The organism is Flavobacterium sp. (genome assembly GCF_046155325.1).
GTDB lineage: Bacteria > Bacteroidota > Bacteroidia > Flavobacteriales > Flavobacteriaceae > Flavobacterium.
Map to the genome: position 1 here is coordinate 1 of NZ_JBJXDQ010000052.1, position 15,132 is coordinate 15,132.

Below are 15,132 nucleotides of genomic sequence, written 5' to 3' on the forward strand. Positions count from 1 at the left end.
AATTCTCAGGTGCTGCAACAAAAACAACTGGTGACTTGTTGCTAAGCGTTTATGCCGTAAACGGTACAGGAAACTCAGTTGCTAGAACATTGAAATTAGCTAGAGCCTTACCAACGGCTCCTACCAAGTTAGTATTAACTGATGCTACTACTACTGTAGTGGCTAAAGCAGGTGTTTATGCAGGTAAAGAAACCCCATTGACATTGACGGCTACTCCATTTTTAGTTCAAGGGGCAGAAGCCACTTCATACAAATGGATTCTACCTGAGGGGGTAACTGTTACTACTGGTGCTACCGAAGAAGCTGATGAAATAGTAGGTACTAGAACATGGACAGGTACAGACACTGTATTGACTGTTAATTTAGAATTGATCACTACTGTAATGCAATTACCAATGACTGTTCATGCAGTGAACGGTGCTGGAACATCCTTACCAAAAGCATTAACAACAGTTGCCACAGCATTGCCTTCGCCAGTCGCAGCAGTTGCTGGTTCGCTTAATGTTTGTAATAGAGAAGAAGGATTTGTTTATACTATTACCGCTCCATTTGGGGCTAATAAGTATTTAATCACAGCGCCTGCGGGATCTGTTGTTAGTTCTACTAACGGTATTGCAACTGCAGTTGGTGGTAGTCTTACTAATAATGAATTAACTACAACTGATTTGACTTTTAAAGTTGTTTATTCAGGAACGACAGCATTCCTGACAACTGATAAAGCTTTAAAAATTCAAGCGGGGAATGCTACTGGGTTTCTTACAACAGCCAAGTCATTGACCTTGGTAAGAAAAACTACTTGTGTTGGTTTAAGAGCGATAGATGCATCAGTTGCTGACGAATTCAGTGTAACTGCTTATCCAAACCCATCTTCATCTGATTTCACCATTCAAGCTTCAAGAAAAGGAGCTACAGTAAAAGTGTATGATATGATGGGTCGTTTGATCGAAAAACGTCAAGCAACTTCTAACACGGTTCAAGTTGGTTCAAGATGCGCTACTGGTACTTACAATGTTATTGTAACTCAAGGAGCAAATACTAAAACACTACGTGTGATCAAGAAATAAAGATTTCATAATAATTGTTTTTTAGTAAGAAAGGCTGTCCGAAAGGACAGCCTTTTTTTTGGTGTTGGCCAGGTCGTACAGCGTTGTTAAAATAATACCAATTAACCCGTTGGGTGTAATTAATGAAATCTGTCGATAGTGACTCATTTCGATTAAAATTTATAGTCAATTTGAACTCAAATTTCCGTCTGTCCCGAAACTTTGGGAGTCAAAGATTTAAAAAAGAACACTTCATACTCCCGAATTTTCGGGACAGTGTGACAAATTGCTGCCAATTAGCCATGAAAACTAATTACGCCAAACAGGTTACTAATTAGTAGAATATATAAAAAGAATGTTTCCCATTATATTCAAAACCAATTGGGTATAGTAGTGACAAAAGAACCGACACAAACAACATTAGGGAAATCACTAAAGGTTTTTTTGTATAACTAATGCCTAATTACGGTTTACAGGATATGGCAGGACAGTAAAATCTTATATTTGCTTTATTTTTGTTTATCAAAATCAATATTTGAATGAAAATTATCGGATTCTTTGAATGAATCCTATTTTGAATTTGAATTTAGAAAGTAAATAATTTTAGAACTTAAAAAAAATTTAAAAAAAAGCAATTACATGAAAAACACATTTTTAACACTTTTTATAATGGTATGCCTGTTTACTATTCAAGACAGTTTTGCTAAAATTAAATTACCAGAAATCCTTTCTTCGAATATGGTCTTGCAGCGCAGTGCTTCTGTAAAATTATGGGGTTGGGCGAAACCAACAGAAAAAATCACTATTAAAACCAGTTGGTTGACTAAAAGTATTACGGTACTGCCTAATGAAAGTGGACGTTGGGAAGTTACTGTCTTAACTACCTTAAGCAAAGAGCCTCAAACAATCAATTTCAAAAGTGCTGAATCGAACATTAAGCTAGAGAATGTTTTATTTGGAGAAGTTTGGGTTTGTTCTGGGCAATCTAACATGAGACAACCCCTTAAAGGATACACCGGACAGCCCACTTTTGACGGAAACAAAGCAATTGCGGCTTCTACCAATGATAATATTAGATTGTTTTATATAGTCGAAAAAGGCTCCCCCAATCCTTTGGATTCGATAAGTAAATACCAAAAATGGGATAAAGCATCCCCTGCAACCACGAAAGATTTTAGCGCCGTTGCTTATTTTTACGGAAAGCAATTACAAGAAATTTTAGATGTTCCTGTGGGGTTGATATTGACCTCTTGGGGAGGAACAAAGATTCAGCCTTGGATTAGCAAAGAAACGATGGGCTCTTATTTAGAAAAAAATAATACCAAAATGGATACTTTAGATAAGTACAAAAGAGTACCATCGGCTATTTTTAATGCCATGATTAATCCGATTACATCCTATACCATTAAAGGCGTACTTTGGTATCAAGGAGAAAGTAACAAAGATGAACCAAAGGAGTACCAGAAGTTGTTTCCAGAAATGGTTAAAGATTGGCGCAGTAAATGGAATATTGGTGATTTTCCCTTTTATTACGTGCAAATTGCACCTCATAAATATGATATTAAAAGCAAATCTCAGCTTATCCGTGAAGTCCAACTTAAATCTTCATTAATTATCCCAAATTCGGGTATGGTGGTCACTGCAGATATTGGTTCAGACGTTACCATTCATCCCCCTAGAAAAAAAGAAATAGCAGACCGATTGCTTTTTATGGCACTAAATAAAACCTATGGCATGAAAGAAGTGGATTATTTAGGCCCTGTTTATAGAGACATGAAGGAAAAAGATTGTGCTATGTTTATAAATTTTAACAATGCCGATACGGGATTATATTCGACCGAAGTTTCAATAAGCAATTTTGAAATAGCCGGAGCAGACAAAATCTTTTATCCCGCCAAAGCAGAAATTATAAAAGGCATGCAAGTTAAGGTTTCTAGTGTGGATGTGCTTTTTCCGGTAGCTGTTCGTTACGGATGGACTAACTTGTTTACAGGTACTTTATTTGACAATAGTATGTTGCCAGCTTCTTCCTTTAGAACGGATGACTGGGAATAGTAAAATAACAAATCTAGAATAGTAAAAGCCCGAATTTTCAAAAGAGAATTCGGGCTTTTTATTTTGAGAACCAATAGCTTTTGCTATTTTATTTTTACTGTAATCGGGTTGTTTATTTTCTGGGCAAACAAGCCTAAATAATTTTCCCAGGCTTCTTTTGTGGTAAATTCGCCTTGTTTTTTCCATCCAAAACCAGTATAATAAACCACCTTATTGTTCTTTACTTTTAGCTTAGCATATAGATTACATAGTTCTTTATTTGAATTCATGTATTTTTCGTAGCTAATGAGGGTGTTTTTCGGGAAGACAATTCCAGTTCCTAATTCAGAGTCATCTAGGGGTTGCCAATAATCAATCCAACCTTCTTTTAGATTGCCTTCTGTCTTTCCATTATTGTCATGCAAAGTTATTCCGGTTGAAAGTGTTTTCGTTCCTGATACTGCTATTTCAAATTTAGAAAGAAAACTACCATAATCTAAACTAATGTGTTTTACTTCCGAGATTTTGTTTCCTGCAGCATCCCAGTTGGCATAAGTCAAAATGAAGCTAGTTCGAATTGGCCCTGTCGTAATGGTTTTCCAAGTGGTAAAATTTTTGGAAAAATAATAAACACTATCCACTTTTAGAGCAACACCACCAATTCCACGACTGTCTCCAACATGAAAATTATCTAAGCCTTCGCCAGTATCTTTGTGATAGGTTCCAGTTCCATCGCTGGCTTTTGCATACCATTTGTTTAAAATTGGATATTCCACTCTTTTTAACCAAGCATCAATACCACTTGTTAAAGTTCCGCCTTTAAGCTTGTCTTCTGTTATTTTTTGAGCAACAGGGCCATAGGTTCTAAAAGCTACTTTGTTGTTTTCCCAAGCATAATCGTCGATTCTTTCGGGAACAAATCGCGAATAGCACCATATTTCGCTTGCTTTTGGAATAGCAGCAGTCCGAATAAGTTCTAGTTTTTTATTCGAACGAGCCATTATTTTTGGTTGGAATAACAAAACATCAGTTATTCCATCACCATCTTCATCAACGCATTGGCTTACTAAAAAATCAGTAGTGCCTATTTCTTTAATGCCATATTGTTCTAATTTATCGGAAGGGTTTAATCCTAAAGATACTCTGGATAGAGATACCGTTTCGAACTCCCTTTCAATATTTAAACTATTGGTTACGGTAATTAGTTTGTTTCTTTCCACTTTTTGAGAGTAGGAAACAAAAGTGCCAGCAACCAATATGGACAGTATAAATTTGTGTTTGCGCATACCCCTATTTGTATTATAGTTCATTGGATGGCTTGCCGATAGTAGCTAAAATTCCTCCATCAACATAAACGATATGTCCGTTTACAAAATCACTTGCTTTTGATGACAAAAAGATAGCCGCACCTTGTAAGTCTTCTGGATTACCCCAACGACCGGCTGGCGTTCTACTGATGATAAAGTCATTAAAAGGATGTCCGTCTACTCTAATTGGAGCGGTTTGGCTGGTTGCAAAATAGCCAGGACCAATGCCATTGGTTTGAATGTTATACTTTGCCCATTCTGTAGCCATACTTTTGGTTAGCATTTTAAGACCTCCTTTTGCCGAAGCATAGGCACTCACAGAATCTCTTCCAAGTTCGCTCATCATCGAACAAATATTAATGATTTTTCCTCCTCCACGTTGAATCATTCCTTTAGCCACAGTTTTAGAAACAATAAATGGGCTTATTAAATCCACATTAATTACCGCTGCAAAATCAGCAACTTCCATTTCAATTATTGGTGTTCTTTTGATAATTCCGGCATTGTTTATCAAAATATCAATAGGACCCACTTCAGCTTCAATTTTTTTTATGCTGGCAATTACTGCGGCTTCATCGGTTACATCAAAAACGTATCCGTAAGCTTCAATTCCTACAGATTTGTATTCTGCAACGGCATTGTCTAGTGCTTGCTGCGAAAGATCGTTTACAACAATTTTAGCACCAGCATGACCCAATCCTTTGGACATTGCCATTCCTAGACCATGAACTCCTCCTGTAATAAGTGCTGTTTTACCAGTTAAATCAAATAGGTTAATCGACATAATTCTTTTTTTAATTGTTTATTAATTTATCTTAATTCATTTATTTTACAAACATCCATATCTCCATAGTCTAAATTCTCTCCTGCCATACCCCAAATAAAAGTATAATTAGAAGTTCCTGAACCAGAATGTATGGACCATGGTGGAGAAATAACCGCTTGATGGTTGTTCATCCAAATGTGTCTTGTTTCTTGTGCCTCGCCCATAAAATGACAAACGGCTTGATTTTCCGGAATATCTAAATAGAAATAAACTTCCATTCTTCGATCATGCACGTGAGCGGGCATAGTGTTCCAAACACTACCTACTTTCAATTCAGTCATTCCCATTTGTAACTGACAAGTGGTAACCACTCCGCCAATAATCATTTGGTTAACCGTTCTGTGATTCGCCGTTTCCATAGCACCCAATTGTAATTTATTGGCCTCAGCAAGACTTACTTTTTTAGAGGGGTAATGCTTATGCGCTGGAGCCGAATTCAAGTAAAACTTAGCTGGATTTTTTGCATCATGACTTTTAAAAATAACTTCTTTGTTACCGCTTCCTATATATAATGCGTCTTTGAAGCCTAATTCATAAGAAATTCCATCGGCTATAACTGTTCCGTCACCGCCTACATTTATTATTCCTAATTCTCTTCGCTCTAAAAAATAACTAGATTTTAGAGGGTCAATTGAATCAAGAGTTAAGGGAGTTAATGGCACCGCAGATCCTGCAATATATCGATCGTAATGAGAATAAGTGAGTGTTATCTTTCCTTCCTCCATCAGATTGTCGATTAAAAATTCGGCTCTTAATTGTGTTGTATCGTAGTGTTTTACTGCTTGTGGGCTTGACGCAAATCTTGAATCAAAGGATGTATGCATTTTTTATGTTTTTTATGTGTTAATACCGTCTAAGTTTTATTTAAAACCGAGTTTTTAGGTTAGTTTGTTTTTATTTAAAACCCCTTTTATTTGCGTTTTAGTAGATTTAAAAAAGCAGATAAAAAGGGTTTAAAATTACAATTCAGAATTGTTTTAGGTTTAGAGACTGATTTTTATAATGAATTTCCAATTCCTACAATAACGATTGAAGCTAAAATTAGCCCAATTCCCCAAAGGAATGTACGGAAAGTCTTTGTAGAAACGCCTGACCATTCTTTGAGATAAAAACCCCAAAAATTAGCTGTTAATATGATGGTTGACATGTGCAAAATCCATGAACTAGCCCCATTACCTAATTTGCTTTCACCCATTCCGTAAAAGAAGAATTGCAAATACCACATTGTACCCGCTATTGCAGCAAATGTTATGTTTTTTGCTATTGGTGTTTTGGTATTAGTATAATCCCCAAAAGTTTTGTTTTTGAAATTAAGGTACATACACCATATAAAGTTGGTTGTTAATCCACCCCAAAGGATAACTATGTAGGCAACATTATTTTGAAATAAAGGATTGAAACCTTGTTTCACCGCTTCTTCTGCCATTGGTTTTCCAGCTTCGATTCCGAAATTAAAAAAAGAACTCAAGATACCAGAAATAACTGCAATAATTAAGCCTTTTACTAAACTAAAATCTTTGTCTTTGTCTTCATGTCCATTAGCAAAATCAGCTTCTTTGAGCATTCCTGCTTTTCCAGAAAAGGCAATTCCAATTAAACAAATCAAAACACCTAATAGAACTAATTGCCCCCCTGTGTTTGAAAGCATATCAGTAAAGCTTGTTTTGCCGGCCGTAGGATAGAAATTGTAATAAATAGAGGGTACTAACGCTCCAAAAGCAGAACAAAATCCCAATACAATTGAATTACCCAAAGACATCCCTAAGTATCTCACTCCAAGACCATAGGTAAGACCTCCAATTCCCCAAATTAATCCCATAGAATAGGTAATGGCTTTTACCGAAGGAGCAGCATTATGAATAATATCCATAAATCCAGGAACTGTTAAATAAGCAGCAATTGGTGGAACAATAAGCCAAGAAAAGAAACCGCCAACGATCCAGTAGCTTTCCCAGGCCCAATCTTTAACTTTTTTAAAGGGCATATAAAAACTTCCTGAGGAAAAACCTCCTATTGAATGAAAAAGAATACCGAGTAATGCTTGCATGATTTTGTGGTTATTTGTTAGTTAATATTCAAGTTGTTAATGCTAATTACTTTATTTTATTTAAGTATAAAAGGCAGGTGTTTTTTTAGGGAATAATTCTCTTTCAAGAATTTAGAATTTAATTTACTATCCGATATTGAAATAGCAGCTCCAAGTGCTGAACCTAGTGACGAAGTGGTTGTTCGCAATTCCATTCCTCTTAGGTAATGGGAAAGCAAGTGAATATAGACTTGATTGTCGCTAAATCCACCATCCACAAATAGTTTATTGATTTCGATTTTTCCTTTTGCTATTTCAATACTTTTTACTTGTAATTGAACTAGTTCGGTCATTAAATGATGGTAAGCCGTTTCAAAGGATGTATAAGGTAGATTTTCAAATGCAGTATTTTCATCATTGTCCCCATTGTCGAAAGTATGAAAAGCTGCTATAGGCTGAAAATTTTCTTCAATGGCAGAAAAAACATCGCAATCAAACGAAACGGTTTTATGGTAATCTTCGGAAACGGAATAATAGTCAGCTAGTTTTTTAACGTTTATTCGGTAGGCATTTCCTAAAAATATACGGGAAGATTTTACCGGTTTTCCATTAATTTTCATGTAGGTAATAGATCCTTTTTCAATGTCATCTTTCGTCAACAATTCTTTCGAAAATGGATTTAAGGAAACACTCCAAGTCCCCGTTGAAACTAATATAAACGGTTTTTTTATACTGCGAACATAAGGCAACAAAGCAGAAGAACTATCGTGTATTCCAACACCAATTTTTATTCTCTTACCGTTGTAATTCATATTAATACTAGTTTCGGTTGAAACAATTGGAGGCAGTATTTTATTAATTTCTTCTTTGTAAACCCAACTATGATAATCTTTCTTTTCATAATCCCAAAGTGCAGTATGACAGCCAATGCTGGTATATTCGCTTAGCGGAATTCCTGTAAAAATATAGCTAAGATATTGAGGTAAATGCAAAGAATACTTTATCTTTTTGAATACTTCAGGTTTGGTGTGTTTGAGCCAATAGAGTTGCATTCCAGAATTCAACATTCCCGAATTAGTAGATCCAGTTTTTATCGAAAAATCCATTTCAGGACCATACTTATCATAGAATGAAGTAATTAAGACTTCATCCATAGGTTTTGTATAATTGTAAAGGGGAGTTAGTATTTCGCCGTCTCCATCAATATGAACAAAACTAGCGCCATACGTTGAAAAATTTATGGCTTTTATGTCAAATTCTTGGGCTTCCAAAATCCGATTAAACAGTTCTTTTAGCCATTTTTGCAAGGCTACTATATCTTCAGTTGGATAACCATCTTCATCTTTGATTTCGTCAAAACTAATGTATTCTCGATACACTTCCTTGAATTCTGAATCAAATAGGAAGAATTTTTTATTGGTCTTTCCAATATCAAATACAGCTGTAACTTTTTTCATTAATTCTTACTTAAAGTCCAGTTGCCACTGAGTTTTTACCTCTTTCTTGGATTAATTGATTTCTAAGGTCCAAAGATCGGTACGCATTGATTGGACTGATGCAACCACCTCTGTTTAATCTTGCTTTTTCTAGCAAAGGGCGAACGTCTGTTCTAAAGGCATTTTGTAAAATCTCTTGGCATTTTACCACATCATTGTCAATTTGGGCAGCTTTTAACAGGGCCTGATCTACCAATAATGCTTTTGCAAAAGCTTCTTGAATGGCTTCCAAAGATTGTATTAAATCTTCCAAAGGGTCTTTTATATTATGACTGGCATCAATCATCCAAGCTAAGTCTGGATTTTGTGGATTATTTTGCATTCCGTAAACCAATTCATTGAAAATCAAGAAAAGGGAATACGGTTTGATACTTCCGGCAGTTAAATCATCATCGCCATATTTACTATCGTTAAAATGGAAGCCTCCAAGTTTGCCTTTTAGCATCAGGATAGAAACGATTTGCTCAATATTGCTATTCGGCAAGTGATGCCCTAAATCTACTAGAGAAAAGGCCTTTTCGCCACATTCTTTCGCCAGCATATAAGATGTTCCCCAATCTTGGATAACTGTGCTGTAAAAATTAGGTTCGAAAGGTTTGTACTCAATTAGCATTTTCCAATCACTTGGTAATCCTTTGTATATTTCTTTTAAACTATCTTGTGTATTTTGTAGTGCTGTTTGAAAATTGCTTTGTCCGGGAAAACAAGAACCATCCGCCAACCATACCGTTAAGCTTTTTGATCCCAATTTGTTTCCAATATTGATTACATCCAGATTATGTTCGATAGCTTGCTGTCTTACAGCCTCACTCGTATTGCTTAAAGAACCATGTTTGTAACTCTCTTTTGCATTTTTTTGATCCTGAAAAGTATTGGAATTTACCGCGTCAAATTTTATGTCCAATGAACTTGCCAATTCTTTTATTGCTGCATAATCCTGCGGTACATCCCAAGGAATATGTAGCGATACTGCACCAGCAGTTTGTGTGAGAGCATGTATTAAACCAACATCTTCTAGTTTTTGTTCTAAGGTTGAAGGTTCTCCAAAATAAGAAAAACGCCCAAAACGAGTTCCTCCAGCGCCTAATGCCCAGCTAGGAATGGCTACCTGAAAATCAGCTAATTTTGATAGAATGGCTTCGACATTATATCCGTTTTTTGTTAATCTGTTGGACAAGAAATCAAAATTTTCGTTATGGGAATCAAGATTTTTTTTGTTTGAATCTTGAATTTGATCTGCGGTTAATTTCATAAATATATTTTTGTGAAAACTTCCATAAAACGGTATAAGTTTATGGAAGCTATAAAGTTAAATAAAAAATAATGGAATCGTATTATCTTACAAAGGCATTTGCCATACCACCATCTACATTAATAATATTTCCTGTTGTTTTGTTTAGAATCCCAACTAATGAAAATACACCATTGGCTATATCTTGAGGATAGATAATTTCGTTCAATAAATTTCTTTTAGCATAATGAGCTGGAAGATCTTCTACGCTAATTCCATAGGCTTTTGCTCTGCCTTCAGCCCAATCGCCTTCCCATATTTTGCTTCCAACGATAACTCCATCAGGATTTACAGTGTTTACCCGTATCTTATCAGTGGCAAGTTCAGTAGCTAATAATCGAGACATGTGTTGTTGTGCTGCTTTTGCAGTACCATAAGCTACATTGTTTGGCCCTGAAACTAATCCGTTTTTGCTGGCGATGCAAATAAAATCACCTCCTAAGTTTTGCTTGCGCATAATAGAAACTCCTTGTTTGGCTAGGTCAAATTGTCCTTTTACCAATATGTCTTGTAAAATATCCCAGTCTTTTTCGGTGGTGTCTTCTAATGCTTTTGAAATGGCTAATCCGGCACTATGTACAATAATGTCCACCCCGCCAAATTCGAGACAGGCCTTTTTGTAAGCAGAATCGATAGATGAAGTGTTGGTAACATCACAAATGGCATAAGAGGCAACATCTCTTTTATAGGTTTTGAAAGCTTCGACAAGTCTTTCTTCGGCAATATCGCAAAGTACTACATTAGCCCCTTCCTCCGCTAATTTATCGGCTATAGCTTTTCCAATTCCTCCGCCAGCACCAGTTACAAGTGCCACTTTACGGGACAATGGTTTTTCTTTTGGCATTCGAGAAAGTTTAGCTTCTTCTAATAACCAATATTCAATATCAAAGGCCTCTTGTCTTGGCAAAGAGGTATAAGAGCTAATTGCTTCAGCCCCTCGCATTACATTGATGGCATTGACATAAAATTCATTAGCCACTCTTGTTGTTTGTTTGTCTTTTGCAAAACTAAACATGCCAACACCCGGATATATAATAATTACAGGATTTGCATCCCGTATGGCAGGACTGTTGTGTTTCTTGCAGGTGTTATAATAGTTTTCATATTCTTTTCTGTAGGCTACAAAAGCAGGGTTTAATTTGGCTAAAATAGCTTTCGTATCAGACAAATCTTCGTTTGTTGCAAGAGAAAGCACTAATGGTTGAATTTTAGTTCTTAAAAAATGGTCTGGGCAAGAAGTCCCCATAGGAGCCAATCGTTCTAAATCATTGCTGTTAATAAATTCTAAAACCACATCGCTATCAGAGAAATGACCAATCATTCTTTTTTCAGATGAGCACAAACCTCTTAACAAAGGCATTAGTTGTGCGGCTTTGTCCAATCGTTCTGCTTTTGGTAAACTTTGGATTTTTTGTCCTCCAAAAACGCTTCCTTTTGCTGCAATTTTTTGTTCAATATATTCCGATGCTCTTTCTATAACTTCAAGGCTGTTCATATAACATTCGAAAGAAGTATCTCCCCAAGTAAACAGACCGTGACTTCCCAAAACAATTCCTCTTATTCCGGGGTTATTGGCTAAACATTGTTCTAATTGTAATCCTAAATCAAATCCTGGACGCTGCCAAGGAACCCATCCCATAGTGTCTCCCCAGATTTCTTTAGTAGCTTTTTCGCTGTCATCTGCTGCTGCCACTGCGATTAAGGCATCTGGATGTAGATGGTCGATATGTGCAAATGGAAGTAATCCGTGAAGAGGAGTGTCAATTGAAGGCGCTTTGCTATCTAAATCATAAATACAATGGTCAAAAAGCCTTACCATTCGATCTTCATCGCTCATTCCTCCATAAACATTTTTTAGATTACGTAATCTATTGGTATACAAACCTGCAATCCCAGCTCTTGTTAGGGTTCCTATGTCTCCGCCAGATCCTTTTACCCACATGACCTCAACTACTTCGTTGGTCAATGGGTCTAGCTCCATTGTTTTGCAACTAGTATTTCCGCCACCATAGTTTGTTATTCTTAAGTCTGAACCTAATAAATTAGAACGATACAGAAATAAGCCTACCTGATCATCCCCAATTGCCGCCTCTTTTTCTTTATCCCAAAGGTAATCTACGTATTGAAATGTAGTTGAAATTTCCATAAATTTATAATAAGTATTTTATATAAAGACAAATATAGTCCTTAGACAATTCCATACTATCCTGTACTGTCTGTATAAATCCTAGATTTACAATTTCATAACATTGTTGATGACATTTCTTTCCCCTTCGGGGTTTTCTTTTCCGGCAGCAACTCCAAAGAAAACCCCGAAGGGGAAAGATAAAAAGTTGATTATTTTTGTTCTACCAAAAACTTAAATAATTATGCAACAAATTTATCATTCCAATGCCAAAAGGAATTTAAACATTCGTTTTGAATTACAAAATAATTAGGGAACCAATTCTGAATTGGCTTCGAGTTTAACATTTTAGAGCAAACTTTTTCAAAATGGAAAAATCGAGATTTTATTCAAGACACTACCTCTACACCTCTTACTATCCAATATGCTTTAACCTATTTGGAAAAAGCTCTTATCGTGAGTTTAAGAACCTTATCTTGAGTTTCAATTGATGAGGTTTGCGAAAAGCTATTAAAAATAAATCCCAAAATATCTTGCGTTCATAAGTCAATCAAAGCCTAATCAAAAGTATAGATAGTGTATAAAAATCGAAAACAAGAGGTTGTGTATCTATCCAAAGGAAAACTAATTAAAGGCAGTCTTTCGGTTGCTTTTTTTTGTAATTTTAACACACAAAAATTTAATATGAGTTTATTTCTTAAAATAGTTCTTTTGTTCGCTGTGGGGTCGGTTTTTTCGCAAAACACAAATTTGGATCCTCTGCCTTCAGCAAAAATTGATTCTTTGTATAGAGAAGATCAGTTTTATTTCAACTTATTTATTATACTCAAAGGGTCGTGCTCAAGGTTCTATGTAATTTGAATTGATAACCGACGTAATCTGTTTCATTGGCAAAATGAAACAAAATCACTATATAAATGAAACTTTTTGAATGTCGAAAAGTTGTTTTAAGGCTGTTTATTTGTTACTTGATATAAACTGGCTAATGAATTTTATTTATTTATTAATTTTGCTCTTCAGTTATTTGACTGTCCCCTCTGTCTACAGTCAAAAATTGGTGTATGAAAAACGACCATTGGTATTAAAAGTCAATTCCTTAGAAGATGGGTTAGGACAATTTGTAACTGACGATTTACAAAATGCAAACCCTAAATGCACTATCAAATTAGAAAACGATGCAAGTCCCTTGACCAAAAAGATGTGGGCAATTGCACTGCATGATGTCGAGCTCAACTTGATTACCAACGATTATGGAACTTATTTTGCTGCGGGAAGGCGCTATACAGACCGTGTTTATACTCGTGACATTTCTTATGCAGGTATTTTGGGTCTCAATGCTTTATATCCCAAAGAAATGATGACTTCACTCCGTGTAACGAGAAATGTAGTGTCTAAAATGGGATACAAAGTTTCGACAGAAGAAGTTATTAAAGAAATTGATGCTCCTTGGGAAGCAATCACAGACGATAGAAAACAAATTATGGCTCAGTTCAAAAGCAACAGCATTACCCGTCGTACCGATGATGTGGTCTGGATTTGGGCTGCTGATGATTTGTTTAAATCGCATCCTGAAGTAGCCGATTGGAACTGGTTTTACACCAATGGAAAAAACAATTTCGAGCTATTTTATGCTACTTGGTATGATAAAACAGATGGTTTATACAGAGGTCAAAACACTTTTCAAGACTTGCAATCCGAGGGTTATCCAGAGGGTTATTCTCAGGCTGATTGCGTATTGATAAAAAGTACCTCAACCAATTGTTTGTATTATAAAGCGATGCTGGCATTGGCCAATGCTGCCAAAAAATGTAATTTACCTGAAGAATCAAAAGTATGGTCTAAAAAAGCCGAGTCGCTAAAAAAAGCTATTCTCAAAGAATTGCTATTGCCCGACGGAACTTTTACATACTTTAAAGACAGAAACGGAAAAGTATTGCCCAACCAGCACAATTTAGGGACGGCTTTTGCAATACTGTTTGGGATTGTAAAAGGGGAGGCGGCCAGAAAAGCAATAGACAATTATCCCTACAATCAATACGGAATCCCTTTGATTCATCCATTTTTAGGCAAAGGAACAGGAGATCACAATGCCGCCGCCTGGCCCTTTTGCGATACTTTTTTCTTGCAGGCCAAGGAAATTGCCGATAATGAAGATTATACAGGCTATAATGCAGCTTTACTAGCACGAACAATGGGAACAAAATTTTCTGAAAAAAGAGATAAAGAATGGGGCGGATTTGGTTCGTTTCACGAGAAAGTATCCCTGCCTTCAGGTTTAATTTCGGGTTCGGGATCACAACTATGGACTTCGGCAGCATTTATGAATGTTTGTTTGAGAGCCAATATTGTTGATTTAAAATAATTTAAATGAAGTAAAACATCATTAAAACACAAAATAATATACATCCTTAAAATAAAGTAATGAATAGATTAAAAATAGTTTTCAGTTTAGCTCTTGTGTTAATATTACCAAAGCTTCTAGCCCAACCCCTAATTAAATATTCCAATGGCAATCCAGAATACAGTATTCAATGGAACAAACAATTTGCCCAGATTAATGCACTGATACCTGAAATTGAAATCAACGATAAATGGGTGTCAGTTCGTGAATTTAAAAATATCCGTTGGGAGAAAAAAGAGGGCACTCGATTGAGTGAAGTTAACAATTATAATGGCAAAGTCGACTATTTGTATCTTATTTGCGAGAACCACCCCATGATTTCCAATTTTACTATTGTATTCGAATTAATGGAGGGACGCCCTTATTTGGTAATGAACTCTTCATTAAAAGCTTCGGAGAAATTCAAATTGGGCGGAATCAAGTTGTTTAATTCTGTACAAGAAAATATTGTTTTACCCGGAAATAGCAAAGACTGGATGGTTTTTACCGAAAGTGCTTCTGCCCCGCATACCGGTGGTCTTATGTACCCGTATCAATTGAATACAAAAAAGGCAAAAGAAGGAACGTACTCTAAAGCGCATAC

11 protein-coding genes are annotated in these 15,132 nt (G+C 35.9%); 4 read left to right on the top strand and 7 right to left on the bottom strand.

The window, feature by feature from the left end; genetic code table 11:
- The coding region (locus ACKVOD_RS03405; RefSeq protein WP_409208075.1) for a T9SS type A sorting domain-containing protein at nt 1-1,064 on the top strand (1,064 nt) is incomplete at its 5' end.
- Between the two features lie 618 nt (nt 1,065-1,682).
- The gene (locus ACKVOD_RS03410; protein WP_409208076.1) at nt 1,683-3,098 is read left to right on the top strand and encodes a sialate O-acetylesterase; all 1,416 of its coding nucleotides are present in this window, start codon (nt 1,683-1,685) and stop codon (nt 3,096-3,098) included.
- Nucleotides 3,099-3,181: 83 nt separating this feature from the next.
- Here the strand turns inward: ACKVOD_RS03410 and ACKVOD_RS03415 are convergent, their stop codons facing one another.
- The 7 genes from ACKVOD_RS03415 to ACKVOD_RS03445 all read right to left on the bottom strand — a co-directional run bounded on the left by ACKVOD_RS03415 (nt 3,182) and on the right by ACKVOD_RS03445 (nt 12,169).
- The gene (locus ACKVOD_RS03415) at nt 3,182-4,363 is read right to left on the bottom strand and encodes a DUF4861 family protein (protein ID WP_409208077.1); all 1,182 of its coding nucleotides are present in this window, start codon (nt 4,361-4,363) and stop codon (nt 3,182-3,184) included.
- 13 nt (nt 4,364-4,376) lie between these two features.
- Entirely contained in the window at nt 4,377-5,168 is a 792-nt protein-coding gene (locus tag ACKVOD_RS03420; RefSeq protein ID WP_409208078.1) for a gluconate 5-dehydrogenase, read from the bottom strand.
- A gap of 26 nt (nt 5,169-5,194) precedes the next feature.
- A complete protein-coding gene (kduI, locus tag ACKVOD_RS03425; protein ID WP_409208079.1) occupies nt 5,195-6,034 on the bottom strand; it encodes a 5-dehydro-4-deoxy-D-glucuronate isomerase in 840 nt (279 codons plus the stop codon).
- Between the two features lie 173 nt (nt 6,035-6,207).
- Nucleotides 6,208-7,257, bottom strand: a complete 1,050-nt coding sequence (gene rhaT, locus ACKVOD_RS03430) for an L-rhamnose/proton symporter RhaT (RefSeq protein WP_409208080.1) — start codon at nt 7,255-7,257, stop codon at nt 6,208-6,210.
- 56 nt (nt 7,258-7,313) lie between these two features.
- Nucleotides 7,314-8,693: an FGGY-family carbohydrate kinase gene (locus tag ACKVOD_RS03435; protein ID WP_409208081.1), complete on the bottom strand. Its 1,380-nt coding sequence runs from the start codon at nt 8,691-8,693 to the stop codon at nt 7,314-7,316.
- Nucleotides 8,694-8,703: 10 nt separating this feature from the next.
- Nucleotides 8,704-9,984: a sugar isomerase gene (locus tag ACKVOD_RS03440; protein ID WP_409208082.1), complete on the bottom strand. Its 1,281-nt coding sequence runs from the start codon at nt 9,982-9,984 to the stop codon at nt 8,704-8,706.
- Nucleotides 9,985-10,066: 82 nt separating this feature from the next.
- A complete protein-coding gene (locus ACKVOD_RS03445) occupies nt 10,067-12,169 on the bottom strand; it encodes a bifunctional aldolase/short-chain dehydrogenase (RefSeq protein ID WP_409208083.1) in 2,103 nt (700 codons plus the stop codon).
- Nucleotides 12,170-13,205: 1,036 nt separating this feature from the next.
- On the opposite strand from ACKVOD_RS03445, the gene ACKVOD_RS03450 reads away from it, so the two are divergent.
- Together ACKVOD_RS03450 and ACKVOD_RS03455 are read left to right on the top strand one after the other, a co-directional pair.
- The gene (locus ACKVOD_RS03450) at nt 13,206-14,510 is read left to right on the top strand and encodes a hypothetical protein (protein ID WP_409208084.1); all 1,305 of its coding nucleotides are present in this window, start codon (nt 13,206-13,208) and stop codon (nt 14,508-14,510) included.
- A 59-nt stretch (nt 14,511-14,569) separates the two neighbouring features.
- Nucleotides 14,570-15,132, top strand: a 563-nt coding sequence (locus tag ACKVOD_RS03455) for a hypothetical protein (protein ID WP_409208085.1), incomplete at its 3' end; no start/stop codon positions are given.